Below are 14326 nucleotides of genomic sequence, written 5' to 3'. Positions count from 1 at the left end.
GGACTTCCTCAACTTGACGTGCCGCGCTGCAGGAAAATGCGCGAGCAGGCCAGGGTAATGAACGAAATGATCATAAGGATCGCCCCAAGGGCCAGCAGGGCCGACAGTTTCAGGCTGCCTGCCGAACTTTCGGGAAATTCCAGCGCAATCAGTGATGCAATGGTGTTGCCCGGCGCGAACAGCGACCAGCCCATGCGGTTGCTGTTGCCAATGACGAAGGTCACGGCCATTGTCTCACCCAACGCACGCCCCGTCCCCAGCATGATGCCGCCCATGACTGCCTGCCGCGACCACGGCAGGACCACCTGACGCATCACCTCCCACCGCGTGGCGCCAAGGCCGAAGGCGCTTTCCTTCAGCACGGCGGGGATGGAGACGAATACATCCGTCATGACCGAACAGATGAATGGCGTAATCATGATGGCCAGGATCAGCCCGCCAGTCAGCAACCCGGTGCCATAGGGCGCGCCACGGAACAGCAGGCCGATTGCGGGCACGTGGCCCAGGTAATGCGTCACCATGGGTTCAATGTAATGGGCCATGAACGGCACCACGATGAAAAAACCCCACATGCCAAATATGATGGAGGGCACGGCCGCCAGAAGTTGCACGGCGGTTTCAATAAACCGCGCCAGTGCCGGTGGCGCCATTTCCACCAGCCAGAACGCCACGCCAAATGCAAACGGCACGGCAAAGACAAGGGCGATCAGGGTGGTGACCAGGGTACCGAAAATGGAGGTCGCGGCACCAAAATGATCTGAAATCGGGTTCCATGCCGTACTGGTGAAAAAACCGGGACCAAAGGTGGAAAATGCCCGCCATCCCCCGCTGGCCAGCACAATGACAATACCCGCCATGACCAGCAGGATGAACCATCCCGCCAGGCGGGCGATCATGCCAAAAACCAGATCGCCAAACCGCCCGCGCGTATTCTTGTCCATTGCGGCGCCATCGCCGGCCGTAATGGTGGATGGAAGTTCCATCATGTAATTCCTGATGTATATGTCACAACAGCAGAACTAGGCCGCCATGGTGAGCAATGGCAATAATAACCTGATCTGTTTTGTATGAAGTTTTTATGACACCAGCCATTACATGCACATACGCGTGTATATTTGCGCCTGTCATAGAAAGTTCATCTATTTCCGGTTGCCCGCGCACGCGAACTACTGCATAGCACCCGCAACGGGACGGTGTTGCATACATCACCCCTTACGGAAAAACAGGCAGGAAACAGCCTTATGTTTGAATCCAGCGTTATCGAAATCGATGGGATCTTTGTTGGTATCGTCTTCCACAACGGTCCCGATGAGCCGTATGAATTCCGCGCCATGCATGAACGCGTAACGCAGATGGACGGGGACATCCTGCCCACGTTCGAAGCTGCCGTGGCACAGGCCCGCAGCCGCTTCCGGCTTGGTCGCACCAAGGCCCCGCGCGCGATGGAAACCACACGCCTGCGGGCCTGAAACCCCACCCCGCGTGGATCGCAGGCAATATTTTCGCATTCCATTGCAAATATGAATATTATATTAAACAAATACAGTTCATCTTATATTTTAATTTATTCTTATTTATGGTGCGCATAACAATAACTTACTGGTGTATTGTTTCATGCTCCACTTCGCGCCATATTCGGCTTTCTCCATCATCGCACTGGTCATATGCTTTGCGCTTGTCTGCGTCTTTGAATTCGTAAACGGTTTCCATGATACGGCCAATGCCGTTGCGACCGTCATCTATACCAGGTCACTCAAACCCCGCACCGCCGTCATCTGGTCGGGGTGCATGAATTTTGTCGGTGTGCTGCTGGGCGGCATCAGCGTGGCCTACGGGCTGGTTGAGCTACTGCCGGCGGATGTCCTGTCCCCCCCCAATGGCGACCCCGCCGTGCCGATGCTGATTTCGCTGTTTGGCACGGCGCTGGCATGGAACCTGTTTACGTGGTGGTTTGGCATACCGAACTCCAGTTCCCATTGCGTCATCGGCGCGCTGATCGGAATCGCCATTGGCGATGCGCTTCTGCATACGCGTGACCTGGGCAACAGCGTTGACTGGTCACAGATATGGAAAATCCTGCGCGCCCTGGCCATCTCGCCCCTGCTGGGTCTGGTTGGCGCGGGCGGGCTGTATTTCATTATCAAGCACCTTGTCCATGATCCCGAACTGTACCAGCCGCCGCAGGGTGACAGGCCGACACGCGGCTGGGTCCGGGGACTGCTGATCCTGACCTGCACCGGCGTCAGCTTTTCCCATGGCAGCAATGACGGACAGAAAAGCATCGGCCTGATCATGCTGACCATCATCGGCATCCTGCCCGCCACCTTTGCCCTGGCCCCCGACAGCACGCCGCGCATTCCCCATATTGCGGAATACGCCACCAGTGCAGCCCCCCTGATCGATCAGTACGACCATGATGGCCTGCGTGACGAGGCGATTGCCGCGGTAAGCCGCCTGTCCCGGACCGATGCGGAGCATATTGTCCCCTCTGTCCTGCGTGCGGATATGTATGAAGTTGTCGCGGGGCTGAAGGTGGTTTCAGCCAATCCTGCCGCCTCGACCCACGAACGCGCACAGGCCAAGGTGCTGGGTAACGAGATGCGCCCGGTGGTGGAATACGCGCCGTGGTGGGTGCGCCTGCTCAGCGCACTGTGCCTGGGAATCGGCACCATGATCGGTTACAAACGGATCGTGCATACGCTGGGTGAAAAGATCGGCAATACGCACCTGACGCCAGCGCAGGGTGCATCGGCCGAACTGGTGGGCGCGGGCCTGATCGCCACCGCGGGCTATACCGGCCTGCCGGTCAGCACGACACATATCATCACCGCCGGTATTGCCGGCACCATGCTGGGGTCCGGTTCGGGCATCAACCGTGGCATGCTGGTCAAGATTGCCCTGGCGTGGGTCTGCACCCTGCCGGTCACCATCACGATCGCGGCCGGACTGTTCTATATCCTCAATGCCTGATCCTGTCTGATATTCCGCAAAAAAAGAACCGGGACCACATGGTATGTGGTCCCGGTTTTTATATAAATAATGGTATGATATTGCAGACAGTTTCATAAAAATACCTGCAATAAATCATGTAAATCATAAAAATTTTGGTGGAACTGTTTTTCAGAAATCTAAAAAAAACGCCGCCTTAAAAAAAGGCGGCGTCCAAAAACTTTTATTATTTATTTCCACATTCAGTATTTCTGCGGCACGATCATGGTATCGGGCACGGGCTGGCGGATATAATCAGGGCTGTAGACACGCTCGGGCAGCCGCACTTCGGGCTTGCTGACATCATGATAGGGTACCTGCGACAGAAGATGGCTTATGCAATTAAGCCGGGCCTTCTTCTTGTCATCAGCCGGAACAATCCACCATGGCGCTTCATCAATATTTGAACGTTCCAGCATGATTTCCTTGGCCAGCGTATAGGATTCCCACCGCCGCCTGCTTTCCAGGTCCATGGGGCTGAGTTTCCACTGCTTCAATGGATCTTCCATACGGGCACGAAAGCGCAGTTCCTGTTCATCATCGGAAATGGAAAACCAGTATTTGACGATCTGTATGCCACTACGCACCAGCATGCGTTCAAATTCGGGAACCGAGCGGAAGAATTCCTCGTATTCATCATCAGTGCAGAAATTCATGACCCGTTCAACGCCCGCGCGGTTATACCAGCTACGGTCAAACAGCACGATTTCCCCTGCCGCCGGCAGATGACTGACGTAACGCTGGAAATACCACTGCGTGCGCTCCCGGTCATTGGGGGCGGGCAATGCCGCGACACGGCATATGCGCGGGTTCAGCCGCTGGGTAATACGCTTGATCACGCCCCCCTTGCCTGCCGCGTCCCGTCCTTCACAGATCACCACCAGCCTGTGCCCGGTTTCCTTAACCCAGTCCTGCAACTTGACCAGTTCGCCCTGCAGGGACAGCAGTTCACGAAAATAGGCCCGTCTGAAATCAGGCGTGCCATTGTCCTTGTCCGAACCCAGACGCGCATCATCCAGTTCAAGTTCTATTTCTTCATCAATATCGTCCAGAACTTCCGCACGCAGGCGGTTGCGTTCCCATGATGCCTTGTCACTGCCGGGCAATTCGGTCATGTCGGGGGTCATCTCCGTCTGGTTTCCTTATCATGAATGGAAGGGAGAACATCAGAATTCGTCATGAATATACTCTTCGTCTTCTTCCATCATTTCAGGTGGGGTGGACGGTAACGCCCGCTTTGCCTGTCCCCTTGTGTCTTTCCACACCAGGACAAGCGCAGGCTGCCATTCTTCATGGATATGCGGCGACTTCGGTTCGGAATCCTGTTTCATGATGTCCATTCCTGTCCAGACGCCTATTCAGATCATAGGCATGGAAAGGTATAGGGCAGCACGCGACATATAATATGAATATTTGGTGAAATTGTATGCTACGTGAATGAAAACAAAAAATAAAACTATAATAAATAATCATTTGTTTATATTTTTATATTGAAAATATAATAATAGTTTTTTGTTATTATATACTACCTTTAGAATATGTTCAAAAACAACTCATTGATAAAAAAATAAAAGCTTTTGGGCACTGCCTTTTCCAAAAAGGCAGATTTCTTTGAAGCTTTTTGAAAAAAGCTTCGCCAAAAACTTTCTTCTGATTTCACGATGTTGCCAGATCTGACTTTTCAAACAGCCTCTTGTGGCTTGAGGGATGAAGGCAGGCTGCCATGTTCAGATATGGGCTACTGGATAAAACGGATCATGCTTCGATCGGGCGAAATCGTGACCGAGCGCGAGCTTCGTACGAATGAGAACCGCTTTGACGGGCCGGTTCCTGTGGTCGGTGATTTCGTGGAAGTCGAATGCCGCGGCCGCAAATTCACAGCGGAAGTCTTGTGGGGAAACTGGTCAGGCCGTGAGCATCCGGCGGACACCATCGTTCCCCTTCGGGTAGCGGAAATCGGTTATGAGACGGCAGGCATGGACTTGCGCGCCCTACGTCGTGAAGAGATCCGAAACAGGCGCAACTGACCATCCACCCTTACCAGATAATTTGTCCGCGCGGCCCGGACCGCCCGCATGGGCATGACATTTTAAAAACAGGTCGGATACAGCCCATCCCTATCCTACACAGGCAATGAACAGCGCCATCGTCAGAACCGACACCACGGCGCTAAGAAACAGGGTCGATGCCGCTTCCTGCTCATCCGTCCCGAAACGCACCGCAAGGATGACGACAACCGTTCCCACCGGAATGGACAGGGCCAGCACGGCAGTACGGATCACCTCATGCGGCAGACCCAGCATGGTCAGCAGCAGCCAGGACAGGGCGGGAATGACAATATTACGCACGGTGACCGTCACCACCACTGGCAACGTCACTGAAACCCGCTGCAGGAAAAGCACGATCCCCGATGCGAACAGACCGACCCCCGCAGCCGCATTGCCCAGCAGTTCCCCCGACCTGAGCAGCGATGGAGGTATGTGGACACCTGCCACGACCAGAAGGGTCGCGACAATCGGGGCCCAGACAATAGGCTCCCTGCAGGATGCGATGATCTGTGGCCAGAGCCGGGCCTGTTCCGGCGATCCCACATGGGTACTTTTGGCCAGCATGACCATGCAGACTGGCGTCTGGACCAGAACCATGGCGAACACGGCGGCCGAAATGGCCACGGACGTACTGGCATGCCCCACCAGTACCGGCAGCATGGCCGACCCGATGAAGGGCACCGATGGCGCCCCCATGGCCAGTCCCTGCAGGGTGGAGGCCGCAGCCCCCCGCCGGAACACATGGCGCGACAGGACATATGCCACGCCAAAACTGCCACACATGATCCCGAATACCGACGCCGCCAGCGGCAACTGCCCCGCAAGGATGGTGCGCGGCATGCCCGCAATGCCCACGAACAGATTGAGGGGAAAGGCATAAAGCATGACCATCCGGTTCAGGACGGAAACCTGCTCCCCATTGAAATCATGATGCCATCCGGCACGGTAGCCCAGCAGGAAAACCACGACGAGAGGCAACATGGCGGCAATAATGGTCGCGAGCATACAGTTTGATTATCCCGTGGCTTACGGATGGAGGCAGTGAAAAAAAACGGACATGAATAATGATGCCGGCCGCCACGCGGCATGGATGGCCCTGATAATGGCGCACGCCACTCCCCCATGCGGGATAGGTGCGATAACAGGTGGATGAAAAAAATGCATACCTTATATTTGAGAATAAGAATTATCATTATTAATGCACTGATATGCAATGATTTTTTATTTACAAATCCCTATCAAGTCAAATATATCCAATCCTGCCATAGTTTATCATAGCGAGTCACGCCATGCCGATCAAAGACCCCAAGGTTATCGAACACCTGAACACGCAGCTGACGAACGAGCTGACGGCCATCAACCAGTATTACCTGCACGCCCGCACGCTGCGCCACTGGGGTGTGACCCTGCTGGGCAAGAAGGAATACGAAGAATCAATCGAGGAGATGAAGCACGCCGACTGGCTGATCGAGCGCATCCTGTATCTGGGCGGCCTGCCTAACGTGCAGCGCTACAACCAGATCCTGGTGGGACAGGATGTGGAGGAAATCCTCAGATGCGACCTGAAGCTTGAGGAAAAGGCCATTGGCGACCTGCGCGAGGGCATCGCGTATTGCGAAAGCGTGCGCGACTTCGTCTCCCGCGATCTGCTGCTCAGGATCCTGGTCAACGAGGAAGAGCATGAAGATTTCCTCGACCGTCAGTTCGACCTGATCCGTCAGGTGGGGATCGAGAAGTATATTCAGCTCAACTCCGCCCCTGCTCCCGATCAGGAATAGGCAGGCACCGGGCCATGCCCCTTTGCGGGGGCGCGGCCCGACCTTCCGGTTACCGTTCCTGCAATGGGTGGACCCGCGTCCCGTTCAGGAACAGTTCCACCGCCTGATCGATATGACGGCGCATGGCGTCATCCAGCCTCGCCGCAATCAGGCCCAGAACAGCCTGCTGGAACGGATACTGGATCACGGCAGCCGTCAGGTAATCCGCCGCAAAGGCGATATCACCAACTGCGATTTCCCCCTTCTTCACGCCCTCGTGCAGAACGTGACCGATCAACTGCGCCGCCCTGCGCGCACCATGGGAATGGATATTACGCGCAAGTGCGGGGAACTGTCGGCTTTCCGCTGACACCACGCGGTACATTCCCACGCTGCGATCCGTCAGCAGCCAGTCCAGCAGCAGCGTGCAGATCGACACAAGCCGTGAGCGGATATCCCCATCCGCCGGCATCAGCAGTGCCAGCGCATCCAGCCGGATATCGATGGTCGTGCTGACCACGGCTTCAAACAGCAGGGGCTTGCCGCGGTATCGCGCGTAAAGGGTGCGTTTCGTAACACCTGCCGCCTCCGCCACCATGTCCATGCTGGTACCCCGGAACCCAAGGTCGAAGAACAGCCGCCCGGCTTCCTCCAGAATCCTCTCGGACAGCGTCGCTGCCTCCGCTACGGACGGACGGCCCATGCGGGCAGGCCTGGGGTATTCCTTCTCTGGCATCCTGTTGCTGCTTTCCTCGTGATCGTGCGGCCAGTCCCTGCGTGTAGGCAGCCGGTCACCATGAACTGCCCACGCATAATGCACACCTGAGACATATGCCGACACATAAGATACACCGAACCGGATATTTTGTGGGTTGCTTTCCTTTTTAAATTTAAAATACACTTATGCGTATACATATTAAAGGGATGTCCGTACCCGCTTTTTTTCATCCGCGGCAGGACGTCGTTTTTTATCAGGAAAGTTCAGATATCCGCCTCTGGATCAATGCATGACCTTTCATTCCCATCGAAGATACACCCAGACGGCAGGACAGCCTGCGTTGACCACGAGGAAAGATTCATGATCGCGTCATTTCATTTTAACACGACCTGCGCGGGACAGCATGAAGGCCCGGCGGCATGAAGTGGCGTGACGCAGCGATCGGTGCGGGCATTGCCGTAATCGTGGTGGCCGGCGGGGCCGGATGGTATGTGGTACAGCACCGTGGCGACCTGCCTGCGGGCCTTGCGCGCGCCAACGGGCGGCTGGAACTGGCCCGCATCGACGTGGCGGTCAAGTATCCCGGCCGGATCACGGAACTGGACTTCCACGAAGGGGATAGCGTAACCGGTGGCCAGGTCCTTGCCCGCGAGGATGACACCACCGCACGGGCGCAACTGGATGCGGCGCGCGCCCATCTGCGCGCGGCACAGGCCGATGTCGCCCGCGCGGGCGCCGAACGTGATGCCCGCCTGTCGGCGCAGCATCTTTCGCAGCTTGACCTTGACCACGCCCGCACCATGTTCCACCAGCATCTGGTGTCCGACATGGAACTGTCGCAGCACCAGACAAATCTCGATACCGCGACATCCGCCGCCGATGCGGCGGGCCGAGCCGTGGACGCGGCGCAGGCGGCAGCCGATGCAGCGCAGGCGCAGGTTACGGAAGCGGCCTCCGCAGCCAATGACATGACCATCCGCGCGCCCGTGGCGGGCCGGATCGAATACCGGATCGTGGAAAAGGGCGCCGTGCTGCCCGGTGGCGGCCGCGTGGCGTCCCTGCTTGACCCCACGGACATGTACCTGACCATCTTCTTCCCCTCACAGCAGGCGGGACGACTGCGCGTGGGCGACCAGGCGCGCATTGCGCTGGACGCGCTGCACCAGCAGGTCATTCCGGCCACGATTTCCTTCATTTCACCCGAAGCGCAGTTCACCCCGAAATATGTCGAAACCGCCACCGAGCGTGACAAGCTGGTCTATCGCGTGAAGCTGCGCGTCTCCCCCGAAACGGCCCGGCATTATGGCGACGTGCTGAAATCGGGCATGACGGGCGATGGCTATGTGCGCACCGACCTGTCCACCCGCTGGCCCGCAACGCTTGATGTGGCCGATGCCCCGCAATGAGCGCCAATATGCCGCATAACCCGGCGGGCATCACCATTACGGGGGTGACCCACCGCTATGGCGCGGTCACGGCACTGGACAACGTAACGCTGGACCTGCCCGCCGGGACCACCATCGGCCTTGTCGGGCCGGATGGCGTGGGCAAATCCACCCTGCTGGGCCTGATTGCCGGCGTGCGCAGGCTGCAGTCGGGCACGGTGTCCGTGCTGGGATCGGATATGGGCGACCGCCGCGCACGGGAGGCGTTCCTGCCGCGCGTCGCCTTCATGCCGCAGGGTCTGGGCCGCAACCTGTATCCCACGCTGTCGGTATGGGAAAACATCGATTTCTTCGCCCGCCTGTTCGGCATGGATGCGCAGGCGCGTGATGCACGCATCCAGCGCCTGCTGGATGCCACGGGGCTGGCCCCCTTCCCCGACCGGGCGGCGGGCCACCTGTCGGGCGGCATGAAGCAGAAGGTCAGCCTGTGCTGTGCGCTGGTGCATGACCCCGACCTGCTGATCCTGGACGAACCGACCACGGGCGTCGATCCGCTGTCGCGCCAGCAGTTCTGGACACTGGTGGACCAGCTGCGCAAGGAGCGGCCGTCCATGACGGTCATCGTGTCCACCGCGTATATGGATGAAGCGGAGCGGTTTGCGTGGCTGGTAGCCATGGATGGCGGCAGGGTCCTGATCAGTGACCGGACCCATAGCGTGCTGGAACGCACGCACACCACGTCGCTGGAAGATGCCTACATATCGCTGCTGCCGGATGCCAGACGCCAGCAGGCCAGCGGTTTCATCATTCCGCCCTATACAAATCCCGGCGGCCCGCCCGCCATCGAGGCCGAACACCTGACCCGCCGTTTTGGCAGTTTCACGGCGGTCAGCGACGTAAGCTTCACCATCAGCCGGGGTGAAATCTTCGGCTTCCTCGGCTCCAACGGCTGCGGCAAGTCCACCACCATGAAGATGCTGACCGGCCTGCTGGACGTGACCAGCGGCACGGCCAAGCTGTTTGGCGAACAGATCACGGCGGGCGACATGAAAACCCGCATGCGTATCGGGTACATGTCACAGGCGTTCTCGTTATATGAGGAACTGACCGTGCGGCAGAACCTCATGCTGCAGGCGCGGCTGTACCGCATGCCCCCCGGCAAGGCCACGCAGGCGGTCGAACAGTCGCTTGATTCGTTTGAACTGCGTCCCTATGCCGATGTCAGCCCGGCTTCCCTGCCGCTGGGTATCCGCCAGCGCCTGCAACTGGCGGCGGCGTGCATCAACAATCCCGAAATCCTGATCCTTGACGAACCGACATCGGGCGTGGACCCTGCGGCGCGCGACATGTTCTGGCGGCACCTGATCCGCCTGTCACGTGAAGGGCACGTGACGATTTTCGTGTCCACCCACTTCATGAACGAAGCGGCGCGATGCGACCGGATCTCGCTCATGCACCGGGGGCATGTGCTGGCGGTCGGCACGCCGACCGAACTGGTTGAAAAACGCAGGGCGCCCAACCTGGAAGCCGCCTTCATCGCCTATCTGGAAGATGCCGAGGCGGCAACCGATGCGCAGGCCCCGCCACCGAAACCCGCAGCACCCGCGCGCGCATGGTGGCATGGCGTCAGCAACAGGCTGGCCACCCGGTTTGGCAGGCTGGGGGGCGGCTGGCTGCCACGGGCATGGGCCTTTGCCCGGCGCGAGGCGGTTGAACTGCTGCGCGACCGGCTGCGCCTGACCTTTGCGCTGATCGGGCCACTGATCCTGCTGGTGGTGGCGGCGTCGAGCATTTCATTCGATGTGGAAGGGATCGGCTTTACCGTCAGCGACCATGACCGGACCACCATCAGCCGCGACCTGATCGACAGTTTCCGTGGCTCGGCCTATTTCCATGAACGCGCACCCGTGGCCGATGCCGATACGCTGGATCGCGCCATCCGCAATGGCCGTGTGCAGCTGGCGCTGGATATTCCCGCAGGCTTCGCCCGTGACATGGAAGCAGGGCGCAGGCCGGAAGTGGGCGTGATCATTGATGGCGCCGTGCCCTTCCTCGCGGCCAATGTGCGTGCCTATGTCACCGGCGTGCTGGGGGGATATGCGACAACCCTGGGCCGGGAACTGCCGCAGCAGCCCGCGACCCCCATCACGATCGAGCCGCGTTTTTCCTACAATCAGGAATTCCGCAGCATCTACGCCATGACCCCCGGCGTCATCATGCTTGCACTGATCCTGATCCCGACCATGCTGACCGCCCTGGGCGTGGTGCGGGAAAAGGAGGTGGGATCGATCGTCAACCTCTACGCCTCCCCCGCATCGGTGGGGCAGTACCTGATGGGCAAGCAGGCGCCGTATGTGGCGCTGGCGACGATCAGCTATTTCATGCTGGTGGCGGTGTCCGTGATCGTCATGGGCGTGCCGCTGAAGGGGTCGCTGCTGGGGCTGACCATCGGGGGCGTCCTGTTCGTTCTGTCGGCCACGGGGCTGGGGCTGCTGATCTCGACCTTTGTCAGTTCACAGGTCGCAGCCATTTTCGGCACGTCCATCATCTGCCTGATCCCGGCGGTCAATTTTTCCGGGCTGCTTTATCCCGCTTCCACCCTGACGGGGATCAGCCGCATCGTGGGGCTGGGCTTTCCGGCCTCATGGTACCAGCTGATCAGCCTTGGCTGCTTTACCAAGGGGCTGGGGACCAGCAGCTTCTGGCCCATGTACATCGCACTGGCCGCCTTCGGGTCGGTCTACATGCTGGCGGCGCGCCTGCTGCTGAAAAAACAGGAAGCATGACGGCATGATGCGCTGGCTGGTCAATGTTGGTCTTCTGTGCGGCAAGGAACTGCGCAGCCTGGTGCATGATCGCGTGCTGCTGGGGCTGATCGTATTTGCGTTTACCGCTGGCGTGCTGCTGGTGGCCAATGGGGTGAAGGTGGAAGTTTCCAATGCCACCATCGCCTTTATTGACGAAGACAATTCCGCCCTGTCGCGCCGGATGCGCGACGCGGTTTTGCCCCCTTATTTCAAGCCCCCGGTGCTGGTGGACCGCGCGCAGGCCCTGCATGGCATGGATGAAGGCGATTACATTTTCGTTGTCGACATCCCGCCCCGGTTCGAAGCGGACGTCAAGGCCGGGCGCACCCCCGCCGTACAGTTGCGGGTGGACGCCACCGCCATGACACAGGCGGGACTGGGAACAGAGTACCTGAATGAAATCATGCTGGGGGAAGTCAACGACATGCTGCATGCGCCGGCACTGGTGGACCAGATCCCCTTTACCGCGCCCAGCCGCATCCGCTTCAACCCCAACAGTGAATCGAAGTGGTTCACCTCGGTCATGCAGATCGTGACCAACATCACCATCCTGTCCATCGTGCTGGTGGGGGCGGCGGTCATACGCGAACGCGAGCATGGCACGCTGGAGCACCTGCTGGTCATGCCCGTCACGGCCAGTGAGATCGCGGTAGCCAAGATTGTCACCAACGGGCTGGTCATCTTTGTCGCGGCCATCGTGTCGCTGTGGCTGGTGGTGCATGTCTGGCTGGGGGTACCGCTGGCGGGATCGGTCACGCTGTTTGCCGCATGTTCACTGCTGTACCTGTTTTCGGCCACGGCGCTGGGCATCATGCTGGCAACGGTCGCCCCCACCATGCCGCAGTTCGGGCTGCTGGTGGTGCCGGTCTATGCGGTGGCCTACCTGCTGTCGGGGGCCGCGACACCGGTGGAAAGCATGCCCGCCGCCATGCAGGTGGTGGTGCGCTTCCTGCCTACCACGCAGTTCGTCAACCTGTCACAGGCCATCCTGTACCGTGATGCGGGGCTGGGTGCGATCCTCCAGCCCCTGCTGACCGTAACCGTGACGGGAATTGTATTTCTTGTATTTGCGCTCGCGCGCTTCAGATCCATGTTGGCAAGGCAGGAATAATGAAGAACAGATTGGCACGGGTCGCCTGCATGGGGGGCGTTGCAATGGCCGTGGGGCTGGCGGGATGTTCGCCATTCCGCACGCGCGTACCGGCGTCGCATGTCACGGTGCCCAGACAGTTTTCGCAAACGTCCGCAACAACGCTACCCGCTACCGACCTTACGCGCTGGTGGGAAGCATGGCATGACCCTGCACTGGTGCAGGCGGTGGACACGGCCCTTGCCGCCAGCCCCGACATCCGCATCGCGCGTGACCGCGTGCTGGAAGCCCGTGCAATGCATACGGTCGCGAAATCCGCGCTATACCCCACCGTTGGGGCAACGGGGAACATGATGGGTGGCGGCATGTACTGGCGCAATCCCAGCACCCTGCCGACCAGCAATGACCCCGGCACCGACGGGCATCTGGCAGGCATTGGCGCGTCATGGGAACCGGACCTGTTTGGCGGTCGCCATGCGGATGTAAAGGCTGCGAAAGCAGGCATGAAGACGGAAGAAGAGTACTTCCACGGCGTACAGATGGTCATTGCCGCCGATGCCGCCAATGATTACCTGCAGACGCAGGGGCTACAGCGCCAGATCGCCCTGACCGATCGCGGCATTGGCATGCTTGAACAGTTGCACCGGTATGGTCAGGCCCGTTTTGCCGCAGGACAGGCAACGGCGGCGGATCTGACGGGCGTTGACCAGAAACTGTCTGACCTGAAGGCGCGCAGGCCGGTGCTGGTTGCACATCTTGACCTTGTGCGCAGGCGTCTGGCCGTGCTGTCGGGACAGCCCCCCGAAGGACTGCCTGCCCTTGCACCGCCGCCCGCCTATTACGTGCCTGCGCCACCCGTGGGGCAGATGCCCGACACGGTGCTGGAACGCCGTCCTGACATCCGTGCGCGACGCGACCAGGTGGATGCGGCGCTCAACCGGCTGAAAAGCGCCAAGACCGACCTGCTGCCCCGCTTCGGGCTGGAATTCTTTGGCGGGGACGGACGGTTGCGCTTTGATGGCATTCCCGGCCTGTCGGGCACGGGTGGCCTGATCGCGCTGACCACCTACCTGCCGATCTTTACGGCCAACCGCATACAGGCGCGCATACATGCCGCCAGTGCACGGCTTGATGCCGCGGTTGCGGGATATGACAACAGCATCCTGCACGCACTGGCAGAAGTCGAGGATGGTTATGAAAACCGCCTGAGCCTGGATGCACGCGATACGGACCTGACCCGTGCACAGCATCAGGCCGAACAGGTCGCCAGTGACATGATGGGGCTATACACCGGCGGCCAGCGTACCTTTGGCGATGTGCTGAGCGCACGCATGACGGCACTGGATGCGCAGGCCAGCGTGCTGGACAATCAGGACGCCCGCACATCCGCCACCATACAGCTTGCCCGCGTGCTGGGCGGGGGCTGGCAGCCCGAAAGCGTGACAGTGCATAAATAACGGGAATGTTTCATGACCCCCGCCCGGTCATGAAACACCATTTCGCCAGACATATCCCTTTCCCCGTACAGGCCGG

13 protein-coding genes are annotated in these 14326 nt (G+C 59.3%); 8 read left to right on the top strand and 5 right to left on the bottom strand.

Annotation, left to right across the window (positions count from 1 at the left end):
- Window positions 1–8: 8 nt before the first annotated feature.
- Window positions 9–986 (bottom strand): phosphate ABC transporter permease subunit PstC, encoded by a 978-nt coding sequence (pstC, locus tag AC1RQ9_RS09840; RefSeq protein WP_193731535.1) that lies wholly within the window; start codon window positions 984–986, stop codon window positions 9–11.
- 255 nt (window positions 987–1241) lie between these two features.
- Here pstC and AC1RQ9_RS09835 point away from each other — a divergent pair, with 255 nt between their 5' ends.
- Window positions 1242–1469, top strand: coding sequence for a hypothetical protein (locus tag AC1RQ9_RS09835; protein WP_485986708.1), 228 nt, complete (start codon window positions 1242–1244; stop codon window positions 1467–1469).
- 145 nt (window positions 1470–1614) lie between these two features.
- Entirely contained in the window at window positions 1615–2970 is a 1356-nt protein-coding gene (locus AC1RQ9_RS09830) for an inorganic phosphate transporter (protein WP_485986707.1), read from the top strand.
- A gap of 221 nt (window positions 2971–3191) precedes the next feature.
- Here AC1RQ9_RS09830 and ppk2 read toward each other — a convergent pair whose 3' ends face one another.
- Window positions 3192–4115 (bottom strand): polyphosphate kinase 2, encoded by a 924-nt coding sequence (gene ppk2 / locus AC1RQ9_RS09825; protein WP_193731532.1) that lies wholly within the window; start codon window positions 4113–4115, stop codon window positions 3192–3194.
- 39 nt (window positions 4116–4154) lie between these two features.
- Entirely contained in the window at window positions 4155–4319 is a 165-nt protein-coding gene (locus AC1RQ9_RS09820) for a hypothetical protein (protein ID WP_193731561.1), read from the bottom strand.
- Between the two features lie 447 nt (window positions 4320–4766).
- Between AC1RQ9_RS09820 and AC1RQ9_RS09815 the strand changes: the two genes are divergently transcribed.
- Window positions 4767–5015, top strand: a complete 249-nt coding sequence (locus AC1RQ9_RS09815) for a hypothetical protein (protein WP_485986706.1) — start codon at window positions 4767–4769, stop codon at window positions 5013–5015.
- Between the two features lie 90 nt (window positions 5016–5105).
- Here the strand turns inward: AC1RQ9_RS09815 and AC1RQ9_RS09810 are convergent, their stop codons facing one another.
- On the bottom strand, window positions 5106–6041 hold the full coding sequence (locus AC1RQ9_RS09810; RefSeq protein WP_485986704.1) for an AEC family transporter: 936 nt from the start codon (window positions 6039–6041) through the stop codon (window positions 5106–5108).
- 284 nt (window positions 6042–6325) lie between these two features.
- Between AC1RQ9_RS09810 and bfr the strand changes: the two genes are divergently transcribed.
- The gene (gene bfr / locus AC1RQ9_RS09805) at window positions 6326–6814 is read left to right on the top strand and encodes a bacterioferritin (protein WP_193731529.1); all 489 of its coding nucleotides are present in this window, start codon (window positions 6326–6328) and stop codon (window positions 6812–6814) included.
- A gap of 49 nt (window positions 6815–6863) precedes the next feature.
- Here the strand turns inward: bfr and AC1RQ9_RS09800 are convergent, their stop codons facing one another.
- Window positions 6864–7496 carry a TetR/AcrR family transcriptional regulator gene (locus AC1RQ9_RS09800; RefSeq protein WP_485986703.1) on the bottom strand — a complete coding sequence of 211 codons (633 nt, stop codon included), beginning with the start codon at window positions 7494–7496 and terminating at the stop codon, window positions 6864–6866.
- Between the two features lie 434 nt (window positions 7497–7930).
- Between AC1RQ9_RS09800 and AC1RQ9_RS09795 the strand changes: the two genes are divergently transcribed.
- The 4 genes from AC1RQ9_RS09795 to AC1RQ9_RS09780 are packed head-to-tail and all read left to right on the top strand — an operon-like array spanning window position 7931 to window position 14250.
- Window positions 7931–8917 carry an HlyD family secretion protein gene (locus AC1RQ9_RS09795; RefSeq protein ID WP_485986702.1) on the top strand — a complete coding sequence of 329 codons (987 nt, stop codon included), beginning with the start codon at window positions 7931–7933 and terminating at the stop codon, window positions 8915–8917.
- 8 nt (window positions 8918–8925) lie between these two features.
- Window positions 8926–11682: a ribosome-associated ATPase/putative transporter RbbA gene (rbbA, locus tag AC1RQ9_RS09790; RefSeq protein ID WP_485986701.1), complete on the top strand. Its 2757-nt coding sequence runs from the start codon at window positions 8926–8928 to the stop codon at window positions 11680–11682.
- Between the two features lie 4 nt (window positions 11683–11686).
- Window positions 11687–12814, top strand: coding sequence for an ABC transporter permease (locus AC1RQ9_RS09785; RefSeq protein ID WP_193731525.1), 1128 nt, complete (start codon window positions 11687–11689; stop codon window positions 12812–12814).
- Window positions 12814–14250 carry a TolC family protein gene (locus tag AC1RQ9_RS09780; protein WP_485986700.1) on the top strand — a complete coding sequence of 479 codons (1437 nt, stop codon included), beginning with the start codon at window positions 12814–12816 and terminating at the stop codon, window positions 14248–14250. The genes AC1RQ9_RS09785 and AC1RQ9_RS09780 overlap by 1 nt, the downstream gene beginning before the upstream one ends.
- Window positions 14251–14326: the final 76 nt, after the last annotated feature.

The organism is Komagataeibacter ossonobensis (genome assembly GCF_057359305.1).
Note: the sequence above shows the minus strand (reverse complement) of the source record. Positions and strands in the feature narration are given on the sequence as shown.